The following is a 25,074-nucleotide window of genomic DNA, read 5'->3' on the forward strand; positions in this document are numbered from 1 at the left end:
CGGACTCAGGCGGGTTCGGAAGGAAGGGGACGGGCACCGGACGGGCGCATCGGCGCCGTGGAACCGCGCACCACCAGCTGCGGCACGAAACCCTGGTTGTGCAGCGGCGCGGGCGCTTCATCGTAGGCATCGCTGCGCAGCTGGCCGATCAGCAGGCGGGCAGCATGGCGGGCGATATCTTCGGTGGCCTGCTTGGCGGTGGTCAGCGGCGGCCACGACTGGCGCGAGAACGGGCTGTCCTCGAAACCGGCGATGGACAGATCGTAGGGCACGCTCATGCCGGCCGACTTGGCCGCAGCCAGCACGCCGGCGGCGATTTCATCGTTGGAACCGAAGATGGCGGTGGGCGGTTCGCGCAGCGCCAGCAGGCGGCGCGCACCACGGAAACCATCGTCGAAGGTGTAATCGCCCTGCACCACCAAGTGCTTGTCCACGGTCATGCCGTAGTCCTTCAGCGCCGCCTCGTAACCGGCGTAACGTTCGCCGGAGGAACGGTGCGAAGTGCCACCCCAGAGGAAACCGATGCGCTGGTGGCCGAGCTGGATCAGGTGTTCGGTGATCTCGTAGGCGGCTTCGCGGTCGTCCACGAACACGCACGCGCCGTCGGCCGGGTCTTCGGTGGCGGCAATGATGCGCACCAGCTTGATGCCGCGCGCGGTCAGCGCCTGGATCAGGTCGCGGCGCTCGGACATGGGCGCGGTGAGCACCAGCCCGGCCAGGCGCGAACGCTGCACCCAGTCGGCCAGCTCGTCGGCCAGCAGCGGCGAACTGGAATCGCAGGGGTGGATCTGCAGGCCGAAGCCGGTTTCGCGGCAGGCCGCCAGCACACCGTTCTGAACACCGATGATGTGGTACGGGTTGGGGTTGTCATACACCAGCCCGATCACGAAGGTGGTGCCGCTGCGCAGGTTGCGCGCGGACGGATCGGGCTCGTAGTCCAGCTCGGCGATGGCACGCAGCACCCGCGCGCGGGTGGCCTGCATCACCGACGGCTCGTTGTTGATCACCCGCGATACCGTCTTCAGCGAGACCTTGGCCTTCTCGGCAACGTCCTTGATGGTCGCTCTGCGCATCGGTTTTTCCTGGGGTTGGCTGCCGTCCATCATCGCCGATCAGCCCTGGTCCTGCGGCAGGCCCACGCGGTGGCCCACCACCGAATAGAACAGGATGTACAGGTAGCACGGCACCATCAGCAGCACGAAGGTGAGCTGGAAATCAATGTGCTGCTTGAGCAGGGCGAACAGCTGCGGAATGATCGCGCCACCAGCAATGCCCATTACCAGCAGGGCCGAACCGGTTTCGGTGAAGCGCCCCAGGCCGCGGATGGCCAGCGGGAAGATGGCCGGCCACATCATCGCGTTGGCGAAGCCCAGCAGGGCCACGAAGGCCACCGAGACATAACCGTGCGTGGCCCAGGCGCCCAGACAGAACACCACGCCCAGCACCGCCGACAGGGTCAGGTAGCGCGACTGCGAAACCACCCGTGGAATCACCAGCAGGCCGACCACGTAACCCACCAGCATCGCGCCCAGGGTGAAGGCGGTGAACATCTTGGTCTCGTCCAGCGGCAGGTTGAAGCCGTGGCCGTAGGTGCCGATGGCATCACCGGCCATCACTTCCACGCCCACGTAGACGAACAGGCACAGCACGCCCAGCCACAGGTGCGGGAACTGGAAGATGCTGCGGCGCTCGACCGCGCCGGCGGTCACCGGCGTGGCATTGGCTTCGGACGATTTGATTTCCGGCAGCGGCGAGAAAAGCACTGCCACCGCCAGCACTACCAGCAAGCCGGCCATGGCCAGGTACGGGGCATGGATCTTGGCGGCAAACTGGTTCAGCAGCACCGCCTTGGTGGCGGCATCGGCGGCCTGCACCTGCGCGTCCAGATCACCAATGCCATGCAGCACCACCGTGCCGATCAGGATGGGCGCCAGGATGCCGGCAATCTTGTTGCAGATGCCCATCAGCGCGATGCGCCGCGCCGCCGTTTCGATCGGCCCCAGGATGGAGATGTACGGGTTGATGGCCGTCTGCAGCAGGGCCAGGCCACTGCCGATCACGAACAGGCCGCCCAGTGCACCGGGATACCAGCGCTGGGTGGCGAACTCGCCGAACAGCGCCGCGCCACCGGCCATCACCAGCAGGCTCAGGCTCAGGCCTTTCTTCATGCCGGTGCGGCGCAGGATCCACGACGACGGCAGCGCCAGGAAGAAGTAGGACAGGTAGAACACCATCAGCACCAGGAAGGCACCGACCTCGCTCAGTTCGAAAGCGAGCTTGACGAAGGTGATCAACGGGCCGTTGAGCCAGGTGAAGAAGCCGATCAGGAAGAACAGCACGCCGACGATGGCGATGGAGGTGGCCACGTTCGGGCGCGCGCTTGCAGCGGGGACGGCGGACATCAGGAAGGCTCCTGCGGCGACGGCCGCAGAACACGGCGTCGGAGAGTGGCTGGGAACAACGTTGTCACATTCTTTCGATGGACAGCGCCGGTTTGTCAACTTCCAATCTGCGCCCCGTATGCGGGGTGCTGCGCTGCGGGATGACAGGAGGAGCCGTACCGCTGAATGCGCGTCAGGCCTTGACGCTTGTAGCGCAAGGCGGCGCGGGGTGGATGGATCATCACGCGATGTAAACGTTTTCGCCGCACTTGATTCGTTGCGTCGCAGCAACGAAAGTGTCACGAACTCGTTGACATCGTTGTCAGCGCAGTTACAGACTCCGCCCCATCGCCGGGTCTTTCGTGGCCGGCCCCCACCTGCAGCAGGAGCCCGCGTGACCGCCAGCCATCCCGCCCCGGCCCATGTGCTTTCCCGTCACGCGCCCTCGTTCCTGGCCGCTGACGTGGGCGGCACCCATGTGCGCGTGGCGCGGGTGCAGGCCAGCGGCGATGCCGCCCATCCGGTGCAGGTGCTGGACTATCGCAAGTACCGCAATGCCGACCATGCCGGCCTTGCCGCCATCCTTTCCGACTTCCTGGGCGACAGCGCGCGGCCTTCGCACTGCGTGGTGGCCACCGCCGGCTACGCCCGCGAAGACGGCACGGTGATCACCGCCAACGTGCCGTGGCCGCTGTCGGCGCGGCAGATCGAAGCCGAGGTGGGCGTGCAGCGGGTGCACATCGTCAACGACTTCGAAGCGGTGGCCTATGCCGCCGCACAGGTCGATGCCAGCGGCGTGCTGCACCTGTGCGGTCCGGACAGCGCAGCGCGTGGCCCGACCCTGGTGGTCGGCCCCGGCACCGGCCTGGGTGCGGCATTGTGGATTCCCACTCCGAATGGTCCGGTCGTCCTGGCCACCGAAGCCGGCCAGCCCACGCTGGCGGCCAGCACCGCGCTGGAAATGGACATCGTGCGCCACATGCAGCACGAGCGTGCGCATGTGTCGATCGAACACGCCCTGTCCGGCCCCGGCCTGATGAACCTGTACCGCGCCGTCTGCGCCCTGCAGGGCGCTGCCCCGCAGCTGGGCAGCCCCGATGCAGTCACCGCGGCGGCCATGTCCGGCAGCGATGCGCACGCACGGCAGGCGCTGGATGTGTTCTGCGGCCTGCTGGGCAGCACCATCGGTGACATGGCGCTGTTCTACGGCGCCCACGGTGGCGTCTACCTGGCCGGCGGCATCCTGCCGCAGATCCGCGAATACCTGCGCGCCAGCACCTTCGTCGAACGCTACCTGCAGAAGGGGCCGATGGGCGAAGCGCTGGCACGCATCCCGGTGAAGGTGGTCGAGCATGGGCAGCTGGGCGTGATCGGCGCCGCCAGCTGGTTCCTGCTGCACCACCCCGCCTGATCGGCAATACGCAGTACGCAACACGCTGTACGCGCTGTATCCGCACCACCGCGCAGGTTGCTGCAGAGGCAGCCGTGCGCGTTCCTACCTACCGCACGCCGCCGACACCGCAACCCAGTGATGAGGAGAGACATCATGAACACCCGCAAGACTCTGCTTTCGGCAGCCATCGTTGGCTGCCTCGCCTTCTCGGCGCATGCACAGCAAACGACCCCGCAGGACCTGGACACCGTGCAGGTGGTGGGTATCCGTGCCAGCCTGGAAAAGTCGCTGGACACCAAGCGCAACAACGTGGGCGTGTCTGAAGCGATCACCGCCGAAGACATCGGCAAGTTCCCGAGCACCAACGTGGCCGAAGCGCTGTCGCAGATTCCGGGCGTCACCCTGGACCGCCGCTTCGGCCAGGGCGAGCGCGTCAGCATCGACGGCACCGATCCCAGCCTCAACCTGTCCTTCCTGGACAACCACCCGGTGGCGCAGGCCATCTGGCTGTACGGCGAACAGCCCAACCGCGGCTTCGACTACACCCTGCTGGCGCCGCAGATCCTGGGCCGCGCCGAGATCATCAAGTCGTCCGAAGCGCGCCTGACCGAAGGCAGCCTGGGCGGCACCGTGCTGATGCACACCCGCCAGCCGCTGGACCTGAAGCAGAACGAAGTGGCCGCCTCGGTGGGCTACAGCTACAGCCAGCAGGCCAGCGAAGGCAAGCCGAACGCGGCCGTGCTGTACAGCTGGAAGAACGATGCCGAGACCTTCGGCGTGGCCGTGTCGGCGCAGCACTATGAAGAAGCCGTGGACCGCCAGGGCAAGGAAGTGTTCGGCTACGTGAAGGCCAGCACCTTCGCCAACGCCACCGGCGTGGCCGCCGACGTGGACGTGCCCAACTCGTTCAACGCCGCCTGGTTCCAGCAGGAACGCAAGCGCGACAGCGCCGTGGTGAACCTGCAGTTCAAGCCGACCGACGAACTCGAGTTCAACCTGAGCGGCCTGTACATCAAGGAAAAGTTCGACAACTACAACCAGTCGCTCTACTCCTTCCTGACCTGGAACCCGGGCACCGTGAACGCGGTGGACCAGCTGGGCACCGTGCGCAACGGCGTGGCCACCAGCGGCCATTCCGATGCCAGCGCCACGGCCAACAGCGGCACGCTGATCTATGACAACAACGTGCGCCTGTCCGAGGTGACCACCAAGGGCGTGGACCTGCGCGGCGCGTGGAAGAGCGAATCGTGGGGCGTCAGCGGCCAGCTCGGCCAGAGCAAGTCGGAAAACAAGGATCTGGCGCAGTACTTCATCGAGCCGTTCTACAACGGCGGCTACAGCTGGAACATGGACAAGGGCATCACCTTCGATGACCCGGCCGGTGCCCGCGATCCGGCCAACTGGGGTTCGGCCGGTGGCTGGTTCGGCAACAACGGCGTGTTCTCCACCGAGAGCAAGGACACCTACGCCCAGCTCGACTTCAACGTGCAGTTCGACAGCATCTTCAACCAGCTGCAGTTCGGCGTGCGCCACGGCAAGCACGAAGAAGCCTTCACCCTGAACGTGTACGGCGGCGTGACCCCGGGCTCGCTGGCCGACGTGGGCACCATCGGCCTGACCAACATCCAGGGCTTCACCGACGACCAGGGCCGCCACGTGCAGGCCGGCCGTGACAACGTGCTGAACTGGGTGCGCAACAGCCCGATCGACTACAGCAACCCCGATCCGGCCAGCTACCTCAACAACAGCTGGGCGCTCACCCAGACCAACAACGCGGCCTACGCACAGTTGAACTTCTCCAACGGCCCGCTGCGCGGCAACCTGGGCGTGCGCTACGTCGATTCCAAGACCGAAGGCAGCGGCTTCGTCTACGGTGGCACCCCCACCCTGACCGACCTGGACAGCAAGTGGCAGACCCGCACCAAGAAGGAAGACTTCGTGCTGCCGTCGCTGAGCCTGGCCTGGGACACCGACAATGACTGGGTGTTCCGCTTCGCCGCGGCGAAGGTGATCGCCTGGGCGCCGTACAACCAGATGGTCAACAACACCTTCCTGAACGACACCACCCTGACCGGCTCGGGCGGCAACGCCGATCTGTCGCCGTATGAATCGTGGAACTTCAACGCATCGGCCGAGTACTACTACGCACCGCAGTCGGTGGTGGCCTGGTCGGTGTTCTACAAGAAGATCGACAACTACATCGACACCTCGGCCACCATCGAGCGCCAGTACAACTCGATCCGCGATACCTCGCCGGCCACCTGGGCGAACATCGTCGGTACCAGCGGCTGCACCGCCGACGGCTACTGCGATTACAGCATCCAGCGCCCGCGCAATGCCGGCAGCGGCCACGTGAAGGGCTTCAACATCAGCCTGCAGCAGCCCTTCGGTGAAAGCGGCTTCGGCCTGACCGCCAACTACACCTATGCCAACGGTGAAAACAACACTGGCGATCCGCTGCCCTACCAGTCGCGCAACGCCATCGCGCTCAGCCCGTACTTCGAAAAGGGCCCGGTCAATGCCCGCCTGACCTACAACTGGCGCGACAGCTACCTGGCCGGTGGCTACGTGGCCGGTGCGGCCCCGGCCAGCGTGGACGACTACGCTGAACTGGGTGCCAGCTTCGGCTACACCTTCAACGACAACTGGTCGTTGAACATCGACGCGCAGAACCTGCTGGACGAGACCTACTTCCAGTACCTGGGCGACAAGGAACACCTTGCCGGCAAGTACAAGAGTGGCCGCCGCTACATGGCCACCGTGCACTTCAAGTTCTAAGCCAGCGCAGTGCAACACGCGCGACGGGCCCGGTCTTCCGGGCCCGTCGTACGATGGGATACCGGTGGGCGCCCGCACAGGCGCCTGCGCGGCGGCCACTGCAGGCCGCCCACCACAGGAGTGACACGATGCGATTTTCCCCGCTTGCCCCGCTGCTGCTGGGCACCCTGTTCGCGGCCCTGCCGGCGCTGGCCGCCGATGCGCCGGCCCTGGATGCCGGCCCCGGCCCGCAACTGCGTGATGGCAGCCTGATGCTGATTCCCGCGCCGGCGCAGGTACAGCGCGGCACCGGTGCGGGTATCACCGTGCGTGCCGACACCCCGCTGCTGGCCGACGGCGAAGCCGCACAGCGCGTGGCCGCGCAGTTTGCCGACCTGCTGGCGCGCAGCGGTGGCCCGCGCCTGGCCGCAGCGCGTGAGGGCGCAGTGGCGAACACGGGCAGCATCCAGTTCCAGATCGTGCCGACCTTCCGCGACAGCGGCGAAAGCTACACGCTGGAAAGCGACGCACAGGGCGTGCGGGTGCAGGCCGGCAACGAAACCGGCCTGTTCTACGGCGCCACCACCCTGGCCCAGCTGGCCACCGGCGGCAGCAACGGCGTACTGCCGGCCGTGCAGATTTCCGACGAACCGCGCTTCAGCTGGCGCGGTTTCATGCTCGATTCGGCGCGCCATTTCCAGAGCCTGGACGAGATCAAGCGCGTGCTCGATGCGATGGCCGCGCACAAGCTCAACACCTTCCATTGGCACCTGACCGACGACCAGGGCTGGCGCATGGAAATCAAGCGCTACCCGAAGCTGACCAGCGTCGGCAGCTGCCGCCTGCCCGCCGGCGATGGCGGCGTCGATCCGGTCAGCGGCAAGCAGTACCCGTACTGCGGCTATTACACCCAGGACCAGATCCGCGAGGTGATTGCCTATGCGGCCAAGCTGCATATCCAGGTGATTCCGGAAATCGACGTGCCCGGCCACGCCACCGCCGCCATTGCGGCCTATCCCGAACTGGGCTCGATCAGCACGCCGCTGCAGCCGATCAGCGAGTGGGGCGTGTTCCCCAACCTGTTCAATACCGAAGACAGCACGGTGCAGTTCCTGGAAAACGTGCTGGAAGAAGTGATCGCGCTGTTCCCCGCGCGCTACGTGCACGTGGGCGGCGACGAAGCAGTGAAAGACCAGTGGATCGCCTCGGCGCGCGTGCAGCAGCGCATGCGCCAGCTGGGCATCAAGGATGAGATGGCCATGCAGAGCCACATCATCAAGCGCCTGGAAACCTTCCTGGAAAACCACGACCGCCGCCTGATCGGCTGGGACGAGATCCTCGAAGGCGGGCTGCCGCCGCAGGCCACGGTGATGTCCTGGCGCGGTACCGAAGGCGGCCTGGCCGCGGCCAGCGCCGGCCACGACGTGATCATGTCGCCGGTCACACACCTGTACCTGGATTACCTGCAGACGGCTTCGCCGAACGAACCGCCGGGCCGCCCGGCACAGGTGAATCTGGCCAAGCTGTACGCCTTCGAGCCGGTGCCGGCCGAACTGGCCGCCGACAAGCGCGGGCACATCCTGGGCCTGCAGGCGAACATGTTCACCGAGCACACGCGCAGCTACGCGCGCCTGCAGCACAACCTGTTCCCGCGCCTGGCAGCGGTGGCCGAAACCGGCTGGAGCCCGGTCGCGCAGCGCGACTTCCGCGATTTCCTGGCCCGCCTGCCGGCGCAGCTGCAGCGCTACCGTGCCTGGGGCCTGGCCTACGCGCAGACGCCGTTCCAGGTGGCCGTGGGTCAGACCGACAACCGCGCCGCCAACACGGTAACGGTGTCCCTGTCCAACCCGCTGGGCTACGAGGTGCGTTACCGCACCGATGGCAAGCCGGTGACCGCGCAGTCGCCGCTGTACACCACGCCGCTGACCGAAACGCTGCCGGCCACCGTGCAGGCGGCCGCGTTCTACCAGGGCCAGATGCTGGCCGCCGCCCCCACCGTGGCGGACTACAGTGCGCAGTCGCTGCTCAGCCGCCGCAGCCAGCAGCTGCTCAGCTGCGTGGGCGAAAAGGGCCTGGTGCTCCGCCTGGAAGACGACGGCCCGCGCGAAGGCGAGCGCGCGGTGTTCAACGTGGACATCTTCCAGCCGTGCTGGCGCTGGGCCGACGCACAGCTGGCCGGCATCCGCAGCATCGACGTGCGTGCCGGGCGCATTCCCTACTACTTCCAGCTGGCCCATGACGAACCGGCCCGCAAGTTCGAAAAGGCCACGCGCGCGAACGGTGAGATGCGCATCCGTCGCGGCGACTGCAGCGGCCCGGTGCTGGCCGAAGTGCCGCTGCCGGAAAAGCCCGATGCCGATGGCTTCGTGACCCTGCATGCCGCGCTGCCGGCCGGCATCACCGGTACCGATGATCTGTGCATCAACTTCACCGGCGACACCCGCCCGGCGATGTGGGTGCTGGATGAAGCCACGCTGCGGTAAGCGCCCCTGGGGTCGGATCCCTTTCCGCAGGAAAGGGCGCTGACCCCGCAGGTCGCGTTGACCCATCCACGCATGGCGTGGATCTACTACGGGGTCGCGCTGCCCCCCATCCACGCATGGCGTGGATCTACTACGGGGTCGGATCCCTTTCCGCAGGAAAGGGCTCTGACCCCGAGCCAGGAGCCCTCACCCGCGCCAGCGCAGCAGCAGGTCGCGCAGCGGGGTGAACGCGGTGCCCATGCCCGCCAGCACGCCGATCGTGTTGGCGATGGCATCCATCGCGTCGGCACTGCGGTTGCTGGTCAGCGCGCCCTGCGCGAACTCGATGCACACGCCCATCAGCACCAGGCCTACACCCGCCCACAGCAGTGGGCGGCCACGGAGGAACAACTGCACGGCGCTGCCGGCCAGGATGAAATAGGCCAGGACGTGCTCGACCTTGTCGCTGTTCTTCGGCAGGTCCAGCGGCGGCGGTGGGATCAGGCAGACCACGATCACCACCAGCACCGCCAGCGCCCACAGCGCCGCCCACAGCCGCGGCCGGCGCAGCGGCTTGAGCAGCGGCTTGAGCAGCGGCGGCGCCGCACTCACAGGCGCCAGCTCAGGTCACCCAGTTCGAAGGCCGGCTCGAAATCCACATCGCGCTGCAGGCCGATCACCTGGAAGCGCTCGCCCATCTCGGTCGGCAGGGTCAGCTTCTTCACCTGGTCGCGCAGCTGGATGCGGCCCACCTCATCGGTGCGCTCTTCGGCCAGCACCAGCACCTGGTCCAGGCCGTTGCCCAGCAGGAAGCTGGCCTGGCTGCAGTAACCGGCCAGATCGAAGCCGGCGTGCAGGCCGGCCTCGGCCATCGCGGTGAAATCCACCGACGCGGTGATGTCCTGCAGGCCCGGCCAGCGGTACACCTCGTTGTGCACGTGGTGGCGGTAGAACGCGCGTACCGTGCCGTCGTCGCGGTCGTGCTGGTAGAACTCGGCGCGGCTGTAGCCGTAATCGACGAACAACATCGCGCCACGCTGCAGGCCACCGGCCACCGCCTGCAGCCAGTACGGCAGCTGCGGCAGCACTTCGGAGCGATAGCCCTCGGCGAAGGGCTTTTCCAGATAGCGTTCGATGTGGCGCACCGCGCCGTTCAGCAGCACATCGGCAGGTTGGGCGCCGCGCATGAAGTTGCCCTGGCCATCCAGCTCCACGGTTTCTTCGTAGACCTCGCCGTCCTTCATCAGGAAGCGCGGCGTGGGCAGCGCGTCGATCACCTCGTTGGCGAACACCACGCCTTCCCAGTCATCGTCGAACGGGCGGTCGACCCACTCCACGCGCGCGGCCAGCTCGGCCGGCAGGTTCTGCTGCAGGCGCTGCTGCTGGCGCTGGCGCAGGTCGGCACTGGGCTCCAGGATCGCGTAGCGCGCCGGCAGGGCGTCCAGCTCGGCCAGGCGCAGCAGCACGGCTTCGGCGAATGCACCGGTGCCACCGCCCAGTTCCAGCAGGCGGGCGTGCGCGCCCAACTGGCCGAACACCGGCGCCAGCGCATTGGCCACGCTGCCGGCGAACAGGCCGCCCAGTTCCGGCGCGGTGGTGAAATCGCCACTGCCGCCGAACTTGCTGGCACCGGCGCTGTAATAGCCCCAGCCCGGCGCATACAGGCACAGTTCCATGAAGCGGGAGAACGGCATCGCCCCCCCCTGCGCAAGGATTTCAGCGCGCAGGGCGGCGGCCAGCTGGTCGCTGTGGGCCAGGGCATCGGCTTCGGGCAGGGGGAAGGTGGGCTGCATGGCGTCTTCGAATGCGGTGACAATGGTGCACAGGATAGCCGAGCCTTGGAGGACCCTCATGAGCGACACCGCCCCCGTGGCCCTGATCACCGGCAGCGCGCGCCGGATCGGTGCGGCCATCGCCCGCCAGTTCCACGCCTGTGGCTGGTCGGTGGTGCTGCACGCCCATACATCCAGCGCCGAACTGCAGCAGGCCGCGTTCGATCTGGAAAACGTCCGCCCCGGCAGCGTGCTGGCCCTGCAGGCCGACCTGCGCGACGCCGCCGCCCTGCCCGACCTGGTGGACCAGGCCGTGGCCCACTTCGGCCGCCTGGATGCGCTGGTGAACAACGCCTCCAACTTCTTCGCCACCCCGCTGGGCCAGGTCACCGCCGAGGCGATGGACGAACTGTATGCGGTGAACGCACGCGCCCCGCTGCTGCTGGCCCAGGCCGCGGCCCCGCACCTGCGCCGCCAGCAGGGCAGCATCGTGAACCTGACCGATCTGCATGGCACCGACCCGATGCGCGACCACGTGGCCTACACCATGGCCAAGGCCGCGCTGGAAATGGCCACCCGTTCGCTGGCGCTGGAGCTGGCACCGAAGGTGCGGGTGAACGCGGTCGCCCCCGGCGCGATCCTGTGGCCGGAACAGGGCAAGGACGATTTCGCGCGCGAAGCGCTGCTGGCGCGCACGCCATTGGCGCGGATCGGCACCGTGGAAGAGATTGCCGAGGCGGTCTATTGGCTGGTGGCCGATGCGCACTTCGTGACCGGCCACACGCTGCGCGTGGATGGCGGCCGCACCGTCAGTTGAACGTTCCGCCGGGCATGGCCCGGCGAGCGCAGCGGGAACCGCCTTTACGCGAGATCGACCACCTCGAACGCTTCACCATGCTGCCGGTGTGCCCGCCACAGCGTGGCCAGGTCCTGGCCACTGACCGGATCGATGAACCCCGGCGCGATGTCGGCCAGCGGCTTCAGCACGAAGGCATGTTTCAGTTCCGGCCGCGGAATGCGCAGGTGGCCGGGGCCTTCCACGATCAGGTCGCCGTAGAACACCACGTCGATGTCCAGCGTGCGGTCGGAAAAGCGTGGCCCGCTGCGATCGCGGCCATGCGCGTCTTCCAGCGCATGCAGCCAGTCGTCCAGTTCCTGCAGCGGCAGGTCGGTCTCGATCGCCACGGCATTGTTGAGGAAGGCCGGGCCTTCGAAGCCGACGGCGGCGGTCTGGTAGGCCGGCGACACCCGCACGGCGCCGAAACGCTCGCGCAGGGCCGCCACCGCGGCGTGGAGATAGCGGCGGGGCTGGACGTTGCTGCCCAGGCTCAGGAGCACGGTGGTCATGTGGCGGCGTTCTGGGGGGGGGGACGCGGGCATGCCGTCATCACGGCGGCCTGCCTACACTCCGGGACGCACATGATAGGGCACCGACATGACCTATTGCGTTGGAATCGAGGTGGATGAAGGCCTGGTCTTCGCTGCCGATACGCGCACCAATGCCTCGCTGGACGACGTGCGCGTGCACCGCAAGCTGCACGTGTTCGACTACCCCGGCCAGGCCGCCTTCGTGCTGATGGCCGCCGGCAACCTGGCCACCACCCAGCTGCTGGTCTCGCGCCTGACCCGCGATGCCGCCGAACGACGCACGCCGAACCTGCGCGATATGAGCCACCTGTTCGAGGCCGCGGCCTACGTCGGCCAGCTGCTGGTGGACAGCCAGGTGAAGTGCCAGCACAGCGAACACGGCCACGATGGGGTGAACACCCAGGCCACGCTGATCTTCGGCGGCCAGGTGGCGGGCGAGCGGCCCGGCCTGTACATGGTGTATCCGCTGGGCAACGCCATTGCCGCCTCACCAGAGACACCGTACCTGCAGATCGGCGAATCCAAGTACGGCAAACCAATCCTGGACCGCATCCTCAGCCCGGCCACACGCCTGGGCGATGCCGCGCGCACGGCCATCGTGTCGCTCGATTCCACCATCCGTTCGAATCTTTCGGTGGGCCTGCCGATCGACCTGGCCCTGATCCGCGACGGTGAGCTGCGGGTCGGCCAGCAGTTGCGGCTGGGCGCCGATTCGGCGCTGTATGCCGACATCCACCAGAACTGGTCGCGGCGCCTGGAACAGGCGGTGGAGAGCCTGCCGCGTTTTCCGTGGGAAACCTCACGCGGCGAAGGGGGGTAGCGCCGGGCCAGGCCCGGCGACCTGCGCTCAGGCCAGCGCCTCAGCCACCGCGCGGAACACCTGCTGCATCTGCAGCGGCTTGCGCAGCACATGCACCTGGATGCCCTGCGGAATGTCGTCGACAGGCAGCTCCACCTGCACGTCTTCCAGCACCAGCGCCGGGCCCTGATAACCCAACGCGGCCATTTCGCCCAGCAGCTCGCTGGCCGGCAACAACCGTGATCCTGCGTCGGCAATCACCAGCGCCGGCATCGCCTCCTGCTGCATCCAGCGCAGCGCCGCCGGACCGTCCGAGGCCAACTGCAACTGGTAGCCCTGGCTGGACAGCGCATTGCCCAGCAGCGACAGCCGCGTGGCTTCGCCATCCACCACCAGGATCGACTGGCCACTGCCCAGCGCCACCAGCTGTTCCACCGGTTCGCTGCGCTCGGCACGGTCGTGCATGGGCAGGTGCAGTTCGAAACAACTGCCCTGACCCGGCTGGCTGCTGACCTGGATGCTGCCGCCGGCGCCTTCCACGATGCGCTTGCACGACATCAAGCCCAGACCGGTGCCTTCGGACTTGGTGGTGAAGAAGGGATTGAACAGGTGCGACAACGTATCGGCATCCATGCCGATGCCTTCGTCGGTCACGGCAATGCGCATCCAGTCCACGCCGTCGCGATGGCCATCATGGCGCGCGGTCAGGCTCAGGCGGCCGCCGTCGGGCATGGCCTGGATCGCATTCAATGCCAGGTTCAGCAGCACCTGCTGCAGCTCGGTGGAATTGGCATCCACCGCCAGCCCGGCGTCCTGCACCTGCACGTCCAGCATCACCGCGTCGGGCACGCTGCTGCGCAACAGCAGCGCCACCGCCTGGAACAGGTCATCAATGCGGACGTGCTCGCTCGGCTTGCGCGAACCGCGCACGAACGACAGCATCGATTCGGCCATCTCGTGGCCACGCCGCCCGCACTCGGCAATCACATCGGCCAGGTGATGCAGCTGCGGGTCCTGGGTGCGTGCCTTCAACAGGTCCGGCATGATCAGCAGCGGCTGCAGGATGTTGCGCAGGTCGTGGCTCAAGCCCGCTGCCAGCAGCGACAGGCTTTCCAGACGCTGCGCGCGCATCAGTTCGGTTTCCACGCGCATGCGTTCCACCGCGCTGCGTGCCTCGCGCACCGCACGCGCCACTGCCGACGGCAAACGCGCCGGCTGGTGCTTGATGATGTAATCGTTGGCGCCCTTCTGCAGCGCTTCCACCGCATTGTCTTCGCCCATCGTGCCGGAGACGAAGATGAAGGGAACATCCGGCGCGCTCTCACGCACGATGCGCAGCGCTTCATCGCCGGAAAAACCGGGCATGCTCAGGTCTGACAGCACGATGTCGGGCAGGAATCCGGCCAGCGCCTGGCGCAGCTCGCCCGCGCTTTCCACGCGTTCGAAACGGGCCTCCAGGCCCGCATCCAGAATCTGCTCGGACATCAGCTCGGCATCTTCCGGCGAATCTTCCACCAGCAGGATGCGCAGGGGGCCGAGCGCGTGCGCGGTCAGGACCATGGCGTTACTCGCGCTCCGGCGCCTGGTTGATCAGTGCCCAGAACTTGCCCAGGGTCTGCACGGCACCGAAGAACTGGTCCACGTCCACCGGCTTCACCACGTAGGCATTCACGCCCATGTCCCAGCTGCGCGCCAGGTCACTTTCCTCGCGCGAAGAGGACAGGATGACCACGGGCAGGCGCTTGAGTTCTTCGTGTTCGCGGATCTGCCGCAGCACTTCCAGGCCATCCATGCGCGGCATCTTGATATCCAGCAGCAGCACCGCCGGCAGGCCTTCCTCGCGGTCGGCGAAGGCGCCACGGCGCAGCAGGTAATCCATCACTTCCACGCCGTCTTCCACGTGCACGATGGGGTTGGCCAGGCGCGCTTCCTGCAACGCGTCGATGGCCATTTCAGCGTCGGCCGGGCTGTCTTCGGCCAGCAGGATGGTACGCAGAGTCGTCATGCGGAAGGACCTTGGTTGACCGCGTCCAGCGCGGGAGGCAGGTAGAAGTGGAAGGTGGCGCCGGCATCGGGCTCGGCTTCGGCCCAGATGCGGCCGCCATGGCGGGTCAGCACCCGGCGCACGCTGGCCAGGCCGATACCGGTGCCCGGGTAATCGCTGGCCTTGTGCAGGCGCTGGAACACGCCGAACAGCTTGGCCGCGTAGGCCATGTCGAAGCCTGCACCATTGTCGCTGACTGTGAACTGATGACCGCCATCGGGCTGCGCCTGGTAGTCCACGCGGATCTTCGCTGGGTTTCGGTTACCTGAATACTTCACCGCGTTGCCCAGCAGGTTCAGCCACACCTGGCGCATCATGTTTTCATCGGCCACCACGATCGGCAGCGGTGCGATGGACCACTCCACGCTGTGCGCGGGCGCGCCGGCTTCAGCATCGGTCTTCAGGTTGGCATCGAGCATAGCGCGGGTGTCGGCCACCAGCGTCTGCATGTCCACGGCCTGCTGACGCATGGCCGCGCGGCCCAGCCGCGAATAGACCAGCAGATCGTCGATCAGTGCGGCCATGCGCCGCGCCGAACTGGAAATGACGTCCAGGTAGTGGCGGCTCTTCTCGTCCGCGTCGTCGCCCAGGTGGCGCGTCAGTTTGTCCGAGAAACCGGCCACGTGGCGCAGCGGTGCGCGCAGATCGTGCGATACCGAATAGCTGAAGGCTTCCAGTTCACGGTTGACCTCGGACACCTGCGCGACCTTGCCTTCCAGCTGGCGGTTCAGTTCTTCCACGCGCCACTGCACGGCACGTTGCACGGTCACATCGCTGATGGTCAGCAGCACCACTTCATCGTCGCTGTCGGGCAGTGGCATGCGCCGCGCGTTCAGCAGCATGTAGCGCACCATGCCATCGGCGGTGCGCTGTTCGTGTTCGAAATCCCACAGCTCGCGCCCGCGCAGCAGCACGTCGGCCAAGCGCTGGCGCACCACCGGGTCCTTCCACGCACCGTCGCCGACATCGCCCAGCAGCATGCCGTCGGCGCGTTCATCCTGCAGGTCGTACAGCTCGGAAAAGGCCGGGTTGTGCAGCTGCACGCGCAGTTCGCGATCCAGCAGCACGATCGGTTCACGCACGGTCTGCAGCACCGACGCCGCACGCCCGGCCGCGCGCAGCGACTGCCGCTCGGCCTGCAGGCGGCGCCCGATCTGCCGTTGCAGCAGCCACAGCACCAGGCCCAGCAGGCCCAGCTGCACCGCCAGCGAGCTCCAGGAAACGAATTCGGTCTGCCGGCGCTGGCGGCTGGCCTGCTCGGCGCGCTGGGCCAGCAGCTTCTGTTCGCTGGCCTGAAGTTCTTCCACCAACCCACGGATCGGGTAGCGGGTGCTCATGTCCTGCACCAGCTCGCGCTGGTCGGTGTTGGGTTCGGCCCGGGCCAGTTCGCGGGCCAACGCCATGCGCCCGTCCAGCATCGATTCGATGCGGCCGATGCGGATCAGCTGTTCGGGGTTGTCGCGGGTCAGGCGGCCCAGTTCGGCCAAGCGGCCGGGGATGTCCTGCGCCTTGGCCATGCGCTCGCGGAGGCCCGGCGCATCCACGCCCTTGGACAGGGTCAGCGCGGCCGACTCCACGTCGCGCACATCGGCCTGCAGCTGCTGCAGGGCCACGCCCACGGCCTGGGTATGGGTGACCCAGGCCATCGCCGCGTCGTTGTCCTGCTGCAGTTTGCGCAGGGTCAGCCACGGCACCACGATGATCGCGGCCGCCGCCAGGGCCAGCGCCGGCAGTCGCCAGCGGTCCCAGACCTCATCACTGAACACCAGCGCCATAGCCCCTCGTCAGCACCGCAGCGGAACCGGCAATATAGCGCAGACGGTCACAAGGTTCGCCGCAGCCGACAAAAAACGGGGGCGCCCGGCGGACGCCCCCGTCGTGTTGCATGGCCTGGCGCTGGAATCAGCGCTTGGCTGCGGCATTTACCTTCAGCGCCGCCGCATCCACGCGGGTCACGCCCTTGATGCCCTTGGCCGTGGTCACCGCCTTGTCATGCTCGGCCTGGGTGGCCACGGTGCCGCTCAGGCTGACCACACCGTTCACCGTTTCCACTTTCACTTCGGTGCCCGGCACGTTGCTGCTGGCCAGCAGGTCCGCCTTCACCTTGGTGGTGATCCAGCTGTCGGTCACCGGCTCGTTGGAATCGTGGCGGTCGGCATGGGTCATCGCCGAATGGTCGGTCTTCGGCGGGTTCTTCGCGGCCGGGTCCTTGGCGAAGGCAGCGGAGGAGGACAGGGCCAGGCCCAGGGTGAGGGCCGAAGCAATCATCGTGCGGGTCAGGGTGCTCATCGTGCGGTGCTCCTTCTGTGTGTGGCCCCAGTGTGCGCAGGGCCATGTGTGGCAGGCGTGGCGCCGCGGTCATGCCGCCGTGAATCAGTGCATTTCCACGGCAAACCGTTCAGTTTTGCGCAGCGCGCGTGCTCGTTTACCCTGCCCTTCCCGCCCCCAACGGAGTCGTGCCATGCGCCCGGACCTGCAACTGGCCCTGATCGGCTACGGCCTGGCCGGCCGTGTATTCCATGCACCGCTGATCCAGCACACGCCGGGCGTGGCCCTGCACAGCATCGTCAGTTCGCAGCGCGACACGTTGCTGCGCAGCTTCAGCGATGTGCACATCCGCGATACGCCGCAGCAGGTGTTCGATGATCCCGCCGTGGATGCAGTGGTGATTGCTACGCCGAATGCGCAGCATGCGCCGCTGGCGATCGCGGCGCTTGCGGCGGGCAAGCACGTGCTGGTGGACAAGCCGTTCGCGCTGGACATGGCCGAAGCCAATGCGGTCGCGGCTGCGGCCCGCGATGCCGGACGCATCGTCAGCGTGTTCCAGAACCGGCGCTTCGATGCCGATTTCCTCACCCTGCAGGCGTTGCTGGCGCAGGGCGCGCTGGGCGACGTGGCCGAATGCCATGCGCACTTCGACCGCTACCGGCCGCAGGTACGCGATCGCTGGCGCGAACAGGACGGGCCCGGCAGCGGCCTGTGGTACGACCTGGGGCCGCACCTGCTCGACCAGATGCTGGTGCTGTTCGGCTGGCCGCAGGCGATCGATGCCGACCTGGCCGTGCAACGCAGCGGTGGCAGCGGCGTGGATTATTTCCACGCGGTGCTGCACTACCCGCGCCATCGCGCCATCGTGCATGCCGGTTCGCTGGTGGCCGCGCCGACGCCGCGTTTTGCCGTGCACGGTGAACAGGCCAGCTGGGTGAAATACGGGTTGGATGTGCAGGAAGCGCAGTTGCGCCGTGGCGTGGCGCCGGGTGCGCCGGGCTGGGGCATCGACCCGCGGCATGGCGAACTGCTGCGCTGCGAGGCCGATGACAGCGTGCAGCGCAGCACCGTGGACAACCTGCCCGGCGACTATCGGCACCTGTATGCGCAGTTCGCCGCCGCGCTGCACGGCGATGGCGAACCCACGGTCAGCCTGGCGCAGGCGCTGCAGGTGATGCAGTTGCTGCAGGCGGGCATGGACAGCGCCCAGCGAGGGCGGAGGATCGAACTGGGGTGACCGGCAGGGCTGCGCCCTGCCCCCCTGTAGAGTCGAGCCATGCTCGACTGGCTTCTGCACCATGGGGTCAGAGCCCTTTCCTGCGGAAAGGGATCCGACCCCGATGGCTTACGACTTCTTGATGGCGTGGCCGCCGAATTCGTTGCGCATGGCCGACAGCAGGCGGTCGGTGAACGAGTTGGATTCGCGCGAGCGCAGCCGTTCCAGCAGCGACAGGGTGATCACCGGCGCCGGCACGTCCAATGCGATCGCTTCGGCAACGGTCCACCGGCCTTCGCCGGAATCTTCCACGTACGGGGCGATGCCATCCAGCGATGGATTGCGCTTCAGCGCTTCGGTGCTCAGGTCCAGCAGCCACGAACGCACCACGCTGCCGTGGCGCCACACTTCGGCCACCTGGGCCAGGTCCAGCTGCAGCTCGTCCTTGCGCTCCATCAGCGCGAAGCCTTCGGCATAGGCCTGCATCATTCCGTATTCGATGCCGTTGTGGACCATCTTGGTGAAATGGCCGGCACCGGACGGACCGACACGCCCCCAGCCACGGTCTTCGGCCGGCGCCAGCGTGCGCAGCAGCGGCGCGATCTGCTCGACCACCGCTTCATCGCCGCCCACCATCAGGCTGTAGCCTTCCTGCAGGCCCCACACGCCGCCACTGGTACCGCAGTCCACGTAGCCCAGGTCATCTTCGGCCAGCGCCTTGGCGCGGCGCATCGAGTCCTGGTAGTTGGAATTGCCACCGTCGATCACGATGTCCCCTTCAGCCAGGTGCGGGGTCAACAGGCCCAGCGTCTGGTCCACCGTTTCACCGGCCGGCACCATCAGCCACACCACGCGCGGCACCGGCAGCGCGGCCACCGCGGCGGCCAGCGAATCGACCACCTGCAGGCCGCCCTCGGCCGCGCGCTGGCGCGCGCCTTCGCCGGGGTCGTAACCCACCACGCGGTGGCCGCCGCGATGCAGGCGCTGGGCCATGTTGGCGCCCATGCGGCCCAGGCCGATCATTGCAATATCCATTGTTTCACCTTCAGTTGTTGTCGGAAGTCAGGCTGCCTGGCCGGCCGGTCGTCGCGCAGGCACGCAGCTGCGCCTGGCGCCAACGCCGGTAGAGCGTGGTATGCAGATTGTGCAACGCCAGGTCGATGGAAAACGCGGTACGCGGGTTCCGGTCGAGCAGGCGCACGATGTGGTAGCCGATGGGACGTATACCGCGTGGGTGCACATAGATCACGAACTGCTGGTAGAACGGATCGTCCAGCAACTGGTCCATGCGTTCCAGGGTGGGGCGGTAGCGCGGTGCCAGCTGCGCGCGCAGCGCCGGATCGCGTTCGTACAGCAGCCGCTCGAAGTAGCGCCGGCCGACCCGCGGAATGCCCTGCGCCAACCGCCACAGCTGTGCGTTGCGCTGGTCGTACCAGGCAAACCCGCCGTGGGCGGCCAGCGCCTGCGCAGCGTCGGCGCCCACATCCACCACCACGAAGTTCTCGGCCTGGTTGTTCAGATCATCCAGCAGCGCCTTGTCGTCCACGTGTTCAATGAAGCCGGGCAGGCCCATGAAGGCCTGCCGCCCCTGTGCCGACGCGCGCACCGCTTTGCCGTCGGCCACGAAGTCGCCGGCGTGTGCGCCCAGCAGGATGCTGTCGGTAGCATGCAGGCCCAGGAAGGTGCCGATGGACAGTTCGTCCGGGCTGAACTCTGCATCGAAGGCCGCATCGCCATACAGCGCGCGCTGGCTGGCCAGCTGTGCCACCTGCCGGCCCACCCCGCATTCGGCGCGCACCCGGCCGTTCTGGAAGGCCTGCAGGGCTGCGCTGTTGCTGCCCTGCGGAACATACCCACGGCCGAAACTGCGCGTGCGCTGCCAGCCCTGGGCCGGGGCGCCACCCGCGCCGAAGCCGATCCATCCCAGTTGCAGGCCGGAGAAGCGGAAGCCGGGATTGTCCTGCAGCGCCTGGGTGGCGCTGCGGGTGGCGGCGCCCAGAAGGAAGCTGTACGCACACACCGTGGCGGGGTCGTCCATCAGCTGATGCAGCAGCGCCTGCCGCGCGGCCTCGGGAAGATCCGCGGACCAGCGCACGCGCAGGTCGCCGGCAGCCTGCGCATCGGCCAGCGAGGCGCGCTGGCATACCGGCCCGCCGTGAATGTCCGGCGCTTCCAGCGCGGTGGTTTCGAAGCGCCAGCCCAACCGTTGCAGCAGGCCCTGCGTGCAGTCCACCGCCGGCGCTGCGTGGCTGCCCAGCGGCCCGGCCAGCAGCAGGCCCAGTACCAGCGCCCGCCTGCGCACCGTCAGCCCTGGACCGCCGCCGGCGCCGGCGCATCGGCCGGGATGGGTTCGGGTGGCGCAGGCTGGGCGGCGGGCGCCGCAGCAGGCACTGGCGCCGGCTCCGGCGCGCTGGCGGCCGGCGGCGCGGGTTTCGCTGCCGCCACCGGCAGGTACTGCTGCAGGCGCTGGAAGAAGCGCCGGTAGAAATCGGCATCGGTGATCGTGCTGCTGGCCACTTTCACCAGCGAATCGTCGTTGCTGCCGAACGGCAGCGACACCGAGCCCAGTGCACCCACGCCCACACTGGCCGAGGTCGGGCTCTTCTTCAGTGCGTAGCGGTCCTGCACCGCGCTGACGAACACCAGCGCCTGGTCGGCGCCGCGCGGGGCACAGGAAATGCGCAGCACCAGCTGCTCGTGGTCGTCTTCGCGCGGCTGGAAGTTCTTGTTGCCCTCCACCTGGCCGTCGTCGGCGCGGGCAATCGCGTAGCCCTGGCTGAGCAGGGTGCGGCGGGCGGCTTCGCAGGCCTCGGCCGGGCGGCCATCGACGGTGCGCGAGAAGGTGTCGCCCGAATCGAAGGATTCGCGCAGCAGCGCGTTGTCGGCGGCGCGAGTGCCACAGCCGGCCAGAGCCAAGGTACCGGCCATCGCCAGCAGGGGGAAACGGAAGCGCGGGGCCCGCATGGGTGCTCCTGCGAGAACGGAAGCCCCAAGGGTAGACCCGGCGCCGTGTGCGGCGGGTCGAGGACGGCCGGCCCGTTGCTGCCGGTTCATGCATCGATCTTCAGGCCGCTGCGCTCGCCGGGCATGGCCCGGCGCTACCGCCAGGGCGCCGACGCGCGACCGCCGAACGCAGACGGGGCCGGCATTGCCGGCCCCGTCGGGTATCACAGCGCGGTGCGATCAGTCAGCCCAGCGGCCCACGCCGGTGGACTGCGGCAGCACCTGCGCCGACAGCGGGCGGTCGCTTTCCAGCAGGTTCACTGCGTCGGCCAGGATCGCCGCCGATTCACGCAGCAGCGGGTCCGGGCGCTTCTCGGCAGCCTTCTCGCGGGCGGCATCCTTCACGATGTCGCGCTCGTTGCCGGTCAGGCCGTCATCGCTGCTGTCGTCAGCCAGAGGATCCAGGGCCAGCCCCAGTTCCTTGCGGATCACCTGGCGTTCCTTGCGCTGGGCATCCTGGCGCTCGCGCTCGGCACGGCGTGTCGCCTCGTTCAGCGACACGTACTTCTTCGCGGCCTCCGTGCGGAACTGCTGCACATCCTCGTTCCACCACTGGAATTCCTTGTCAGTGGCAATACGGGTGTCGTGGCGGGTTTCCAGCTTCGGCAGCAGCGGTGCGAAGTTGCCGTACTGGGTATGCGGCACGGCGGCGATGCGGGTCCACGGCAACGCATTGTCGTAGGTGCTTTCGCCGAATTCGGTGGCATCCACGCTGGCCGGGAAGGCCAGGTCGGGCACCACGCCCTTGTGCTGGGTGCTGCTGCCGCTGATGCGGAAGAACTGGGCAATGGTCAGCTTCACCTGGCCGAAGCGCTGGGTTTCGCCGCTCGGCCAACGGTCCAGGTCGACGATGTTCTGCACCGTGCCCTTGCCGAAGGTGGTCTCACCGATCACCAGGCCACGACCGTAATCCTGGATGGCGCCGGCGAAGATTTCCGAGGCCGAGGCCGAACCGCGGTTGATCAGCACGGCCAGCGGACCGTCCCAGGCCACGCCCTGGTTGCGATCGTTGTTCACCGTGACCCGGCCGCCGGATTCGCGCACCTGCACCACCGGACCCTGTTCGATGAACAGACCGGTCAGTTCAATGGCTTCGTCCAGCGAACCGCCGCCGTTGTTGCGCAGGTCCAGCACCACGCCGTCCAGCTTGTCGTTCTTGAAACCGGCCAGCAGCTTGGCCACGTCGCGGGTCGCCGAGGCGTAATCGGTGGCGTTGCGGCGGCGGCCTTCAAAGTCCTGGTAGAACGTCGGCAGCTTGATCACGCCGACCTTGCGCTCGGGCTCGCCGTCCTTGCCCGGAATGGTCATGGTCTCGCCCTTGGCGGCCTGCTCGGCCAGGCGCACCTTCTGCCGGGTCAGCACCAGAGTGTGATGCTTGCCGTCGGCACCTTCTTCGGCCGGAATGAATTCCAGCTTGACCTGGGTGTCCTTGGCGCCGCGGATCTTGGCCACCACATCGTCGATGCGCCAGCCGATCACATCTTCGATGGTGCCCGACTTGCCCTGGCCCACGCCCACGATGCGGTCGCCCGGCTTCAGCGTGCCGTCCACGGCCGCGGGGCCGCCGGCGATGATCTCGCGGATCACAACCACGTCGTCCTGGCGCTGCAGCTGGGCACCAATGCCTTCCAGCGACAGCGACATGGCCTGGTTGAAGTTCTCGGCCGTGCGCGGGGTGAAGTAATCGGTGTGCGGATCGACCGCGCTGGTGTAGGCGTTCATGAAGAACTGGAAGACATCTTCGCCCTTCAGCTCGTTCACCGACTTTTCCATCGTGGCGTAACGCTTGTCCAGCGTCTTGCGGATGTCGTCGGACTTCTTGCCGGCCAGCTTCAGCCGCAGCCAGTCATTCTTGACCGACTTGCGCCACAGCTCGTCCAGCTCGGCGTTGCTGGCGGCCCACGGCACGTCCTTGCGGTCGTACTCGAAGCGCTCGTCGGTGGTGAAGTCCGGCTCCTGCTTCAGCAGCTTGCGCGCGTACGCCACGCGCTCGCCCACGCGCTGCTTGTACACGGCGAAGACCTGGAAAGCCGGTTCCATCTCGCCGCCACGGATGGCGTTGGCGATGTTGGCCTCGAACGGCGCGAACCGGGTCACGTCGGCCTGGGTGAAGTACTGCTTGCCGCCATCGAGGGTGTCCAGGTAGCGCTTGAACACATCCTTGGCGGTGGCTTCGTCCAGCGCGCGCGGCCGGTAGGCGTAGCGGCTGTCGGACAGCAGGCCGTAGACCAGCTTGGAGGTGGTCACCTGGTCGGCGGTCGCCGCGGCCGGCAAGGCCGGCGAATCGGTCTTGGCCGCCAGCGCCAGCGGCGCTACCAGCGCCAGGGCCATCAGGAATGCGGGGGCTTTGAATTTCATGAACGTGCTCAAGGGCGGCTTGCCAAGGGGGAGACTGCGCGGTGCTCAGACACCACGACAGTGCCGAAAGTTGCCGGATTTGTCATCCGCCCACGATCAGTGGAAATCCAGCCTAGCCGGGCCGGTGTAGCAAATTGTGAATGGCTGGGAAGCGTCCCCCGGAACGCCGACCGTCAGATTGCCGATGGCGTCGGGTGGAGAGCCCCCTGAGTCAGGGGGCGGCCGCTTACCGGACGCCGGCGCCCTTGGCCTGCACGTCAGCGTGGTACGACGAGCGCACCATCGGGCCGGAGGCCACGTGGCTGAAGCCCAGTTCGTAGCCGTAGTCTTCCAGCGCCTTGTAGTCTTCCGGCGTCCAGTACTTCAGCACGGGGTGGTGGTGGGCGGTCGGCTGCAGGTACTGGCCGATGGTGATCATGTCCACGTCGTGGGCGCGCAGGTCACGCATGGTGGCCTTGATCTGCTCGAATTCCTCGCCCAGGCCCAGCATGATGCCGCTCTTGGTCGGCACCGACGGGTGCTGCGCCTTGAAGTTCTTCAGCAGGTTCAGCGACCACTGGTAATCGGCACCGGGGCGCACGTTGCGGTACAGGTCTGGGACGGTTTCGATGTTGTGGTTGAACACGTCCGGCGGGTTCTGCGCCAGGATCTCCAGCGCGCGCTCCATGCGGCCCTTGCCACGGAAGTCCGGGGTCAGCACTTCGATGCGGGTGCCCGGGGACTTTTCGCGGATGGCGGTGATGCAGTCGACGAAGTGCTGGGCACCGCCGTCGCGCAGGTCATCGCGGTCGACGCTGGTCACCACCACGTACTTCAGGCCCATGTCGGCCACGGTCTGGCCCAGGCTGGCCGGTTCGTTGGCGTCCGGCGGCTTGGGGCGGCCGTGAGCCACGTCGCAGAACGAGCAGCGGCGGGTACAGACCTCGCCCAGGATCATGAAGGTGGCGGTGCCGTGGCCGAAACATTCATGGATGTTCGGGCAGCTGGCTTCTTCGCACACCGTCACCAGACGATTCTCGCGCAGCTTGGCCTTCAGGTTCTGCACGGCATTGCCCGAAGGAATGCGCACGCGGATCCACGACGGCTTGCGCAGCACCGGAGCATCGGCGAACTGCACCGGCGAACGGTTGATCTTGTCCCCGCCCATCTGCTTCACGCCCACCTGCAACGGTGCGGCGGTCGGCAGGTCGGCCTGCACGATCTGCAGGGGAATGGTGCGGGCGGTGGTCTCAGTCATGGCAGTTCCGGGGGGC

The 25,074-nt window shown here is 67.4% G+C and carries 20 protein-coding genes; 6 read left to right on the forward strand and 14 right to left on the reverse strand.

The window, feature by feature from the left end; all coding sequences use genetic code 11:
• Positions 1-5 precede the first annotated feature (5 nt).
• The gene (locus RTY46_RS10890; protein WP_312708358.1) at positions 6-1,073 is read right to left on the reverse strand and encodes a LacI family DNA-binding transcriptional regulator; all 1,068 of its coding nucleotides are present in this window, start codon (positions 1,071-1,073) and stop codon (positions 6-8) included.
• Between the two features lie 39 nt (positions 1,074-1,112).
• On the reverse strand, positions 1,113-2,402 hold the full coding sequence (locus RTY46_RS10895) for a sugar MFS transporter (protein ID WP_312708360.1): 1,290 nt from the start codon (positions 2,400-2,402) through the stop codon (positions 1,113-1,115).
• A 373-nt stretch (positions 2,403-2,775) separates the two neighbouring features.
• On the opposite strand from RTY46_RS10895, the gene RTY46_RS10900 reads away from it, so the two are divergent.
• The 3 genes from RTY46_RS10900 to RTY46_RS10910 all read left to right on the forward strand — a co-directional run bounded on the left by RTY46_RS10900 (position 2,776) and on the right by RTY46_RS10910 (position 9,014).
• Positions 2,776-3,792, forward strand: a complete 1,017-nt coding sequence (locus RTY46_RS10900; RefSeq protein WP_312708361.1) for a glucokinase family protein — start codon at positions 2,776-2,778, stop codon at positions 3,790-3,792.
• Positions 3,793-3,927: 135 nt separating this feature from the next.
• Positions 3,928-6,552 carry a TonB-dependent receptor gene (locus tag RTY46_RS10905; protein ID WP_312708362.1) on the forward strand — a complete coding sequence of 875 codons (2,625 nt, stop codon included), beginning with the start codon at positions 3,928-3,930 and terminating at the stop codon, positions 6,550-6,552.
• Between the two features lie 128 nt (positions 6,553-6,680).
• Positions 6,681-9,014: a family 20 glycosylhydrolase gene (locus RTY46_RS10910; protein ID WP_312708363.1), complete on the forward strand. Its 2,334-nt coding sequence runs from the start codon at positions 6,681-6,683 to the stop codon at positions 9,012-9,014.
• A 186-nt stretch (positions 9,015-9,200) separates the two neighbouring features.
• Here RTY46_RS10910 and RTY46_RS10915 read toward each other — a convergent pair whose 3' ends face one another.
• The gene (locus RTY46_RS10915; protein ID WP_312708364.1) at positions 9,201-9,605 is read right to left on the reverse strand and encodes a VanZ family protein; all 405 of its coding nucleotides are present in this window, start codon (positions 9,603-9,605) and stop codon (positions 9,201-9,203) included.
• Positions 9,602-10,786 (reverse strand): SAM-dependent methyltransferase, encoded by a 1,185-nt coding sequence (locus RTY46_RS10920; protein ID WP_312708427.1) that lies wholly within the window; start codon positions 10,784-10,786, stop codon positions 9,602-9,604. The genes RTY46_RS10915 and RTY46_RS10920 overlap by 4 nt, the downstream gene beginning before the upstream one ends.
• A 58-nt stretch (positions 10,787-10,844) precedes the next feature.
• Between RTY46_RS10920 and RTY46_RS10925 the strand changes: the two genes are divergently transcribed.
• Positions 10,845-11,582: a pteridine reductase gene (locus tag RTY46_RS10925; protein ID WP_312708365.1), complete on the forward strand. Its 738-nt coding sequence runs from the start codon at positions 10,845-10,847 to the stop codon at positions 11,580-11,582.
• Positions 11,583-11,626: 44 nt separating this feature from the next.
• On the opposite strand, the gene folK is transcribed toward RTY46_RS10925, so the two are convergent.
• Positions 11,627-12,112 carry a 2-amino-4-hydroxy-6-hydroxymethyldihydropteridine diphosphokinase gene (gene folK, locus RTY46_RS10930; RefSeq protein WP_312708366.1) on the reverse strand — a complete coding sequence of 162 codons (486 nt, stop codon included), beginning with the start codon at positions 12,110-12,112 and terminating at the stop codon, positions 11,627-11,629.
• Positions 12,113-12,200: 88 nt separating this feature from the next.
• Here folK and RTY46_RS10935 point away from each other — a divergent pair, with 88 nt between their 5' ends.
• Positions 12,201-12,953, forward strand: a complete 753-nt coding sequence (locus tag RTY46_RS10935) for a 20S proteasome subunit A/B (protein ID WP_312708367.1) — start codon at positions 12,201-12,203, stop codon at positions 12,951-12,953.
• A 27-nt stretch (positions 12,954-12,980) separates the two neighbouring features.
• Here RTY46_RS10935 and RTY46_RS10940 read toward each other — a convergent pair whose 3' ends face one another.
• The 4 genes from RTY46_RS10940 to RTY46_RS10955 form a co-directional block, all read right to left on the reverse strand.
• Positions 12,981-14,492: an ATP-binding protein gene (locus RTY46_RS10940; protein ID WP_312708368.1), complete on the reverse strand. Its 1,512-nt coding sequence runs from the start codon at positions 14,490-14,492 to the stop codon at positions 12,981-12,983.
• Between the two features lie 4 nt (positions 14,493-14,496).
• Positions 14,497-14,937 carry a response regulator gene (locus RTY46_RS10945; protein ID WP_108750515.1) on the reverse strand — a complete coding sequence of 147 codons (441 nt, stop codon included), beginning with the start codon at positions 14,935-14,937 and terminating at the stop codon, positions 14,497-14,499.
• Complete coding sequence (locus tag RTY46_RS10950; protein WP_312708370.1) at positions 14,934-16,751, reverse strand: ATP-binding protein; 1,818 nt, start codon at positions 16,749-16,751, stop codon at positions 14,934-14,936. The genes RTY46_RS10945 and RTY46_RS10950 overlap by 4 nt, the downstream gene beginning before the upstream one ends.
• 127 nt (positions 16,752-16,878) lie before the next feature.
• Positions 16,879-17,265, reverse strand: coding sequence for a BON domain-containing protein (locus RTY46_RS10955; RefSeq protein WP_312708372.1), 387 nt, complete (start codon positions 17,263-17,265; stop codon positions 16,879-16,881).
• Between the two features lie 172 nt (positions 17,266-17,437).
• Between RTY46_RS10955 and RTY46_RS10960 the strand changes: the two genes are divergently transcribed.
• A complete protein-coding gene (locus tag RTY46_RS10960; protein WP_312708373.1) occupies positions 17,438-18,481 on the forward strand; it encodes an oxidoreductase in 1,044 nt (347 codons plus the stop codon).
• A 108-nt stretch (positions 18,482-18,589) separates the two neighbouring features.
• Here the strand turns inward: RTY46_RS10960 and gnd are convergent, their stop codons facing one another.
• From gnd to lipA, 5 genes are all read right to left on the reverse strand, one after another.
• Positions 18,590-19,495 carry a phosphogluconate dehydrogenase (NAD(+)-dependent, decarboxylating) gene (gene gnd, locus RTY46_RS10965; protein ID WP_312708375.1) on the reverse strand — a complete coding sequence of 302 codons (906 nt, stop codon included), beginning with the start codon at positions 19,493-19,495 and terminating at the stop codon, positions 18,590-18,592.
• 10 nt (positions 19,496-19,505) lie between these two features.
• Positions 19,506-20,762: a hypothetical protein gene (locus tag RTY46_RS10970; protein ID WP_312708377.1), complete on the reverse strand. Its 1,257-nt coding sequence runs from the start codon at positions 20,760-20,762 to the stop codon at positions 19,506-19,508.
• 2 nt (positions 20,763-20,764) lie between these two features.
• Positions 20,765-21,424: a DUF2242 domain-containing protein gene (locus tag RTY46_RS10975; RefSeq protein WP_312708378.1), complete on the reverse strand. Its 660-nt coding sequence runs from the start codon at positions 21,422-21,424 to the stop codon at positions 20,765-20,767.
• A 219-nt stretch (positions 21,425-21,643) separates the two neighbouring features.
• Entirely contained in the window at positions 21,644-23,821 is a 2,178-nt protein-coding gene (locus tag RTY46_RS10980) for a carboxy terminal-processing peptidase (RefSeq protein WP_312708379.1), read from the reverse strand.
• Positions 23,822-24,047: 226 nt separating this feature from the next.
• Positions 24,048-25,058, reverse strand: coding sequence for a lipoyl synthase (lipA, locus tag RTY46_RS10985; protein ID WP_108762914.1), 1,011 nt, complete (start codon positions 25,056-25,058; stop codon positions 24,048-24,050).
• Positions 25,059-25,074: the final 16 nt, after the last annotated feature.

Source organism: Stenotrophomonas sp. (assembly GCF_032056425.1).
Classification (GTDB): Bacteria; Pseudomonadota; Gammaproteobacteria; order Xanthomonadales; family Xanthomonadaceae; genus Stenotrophomonas.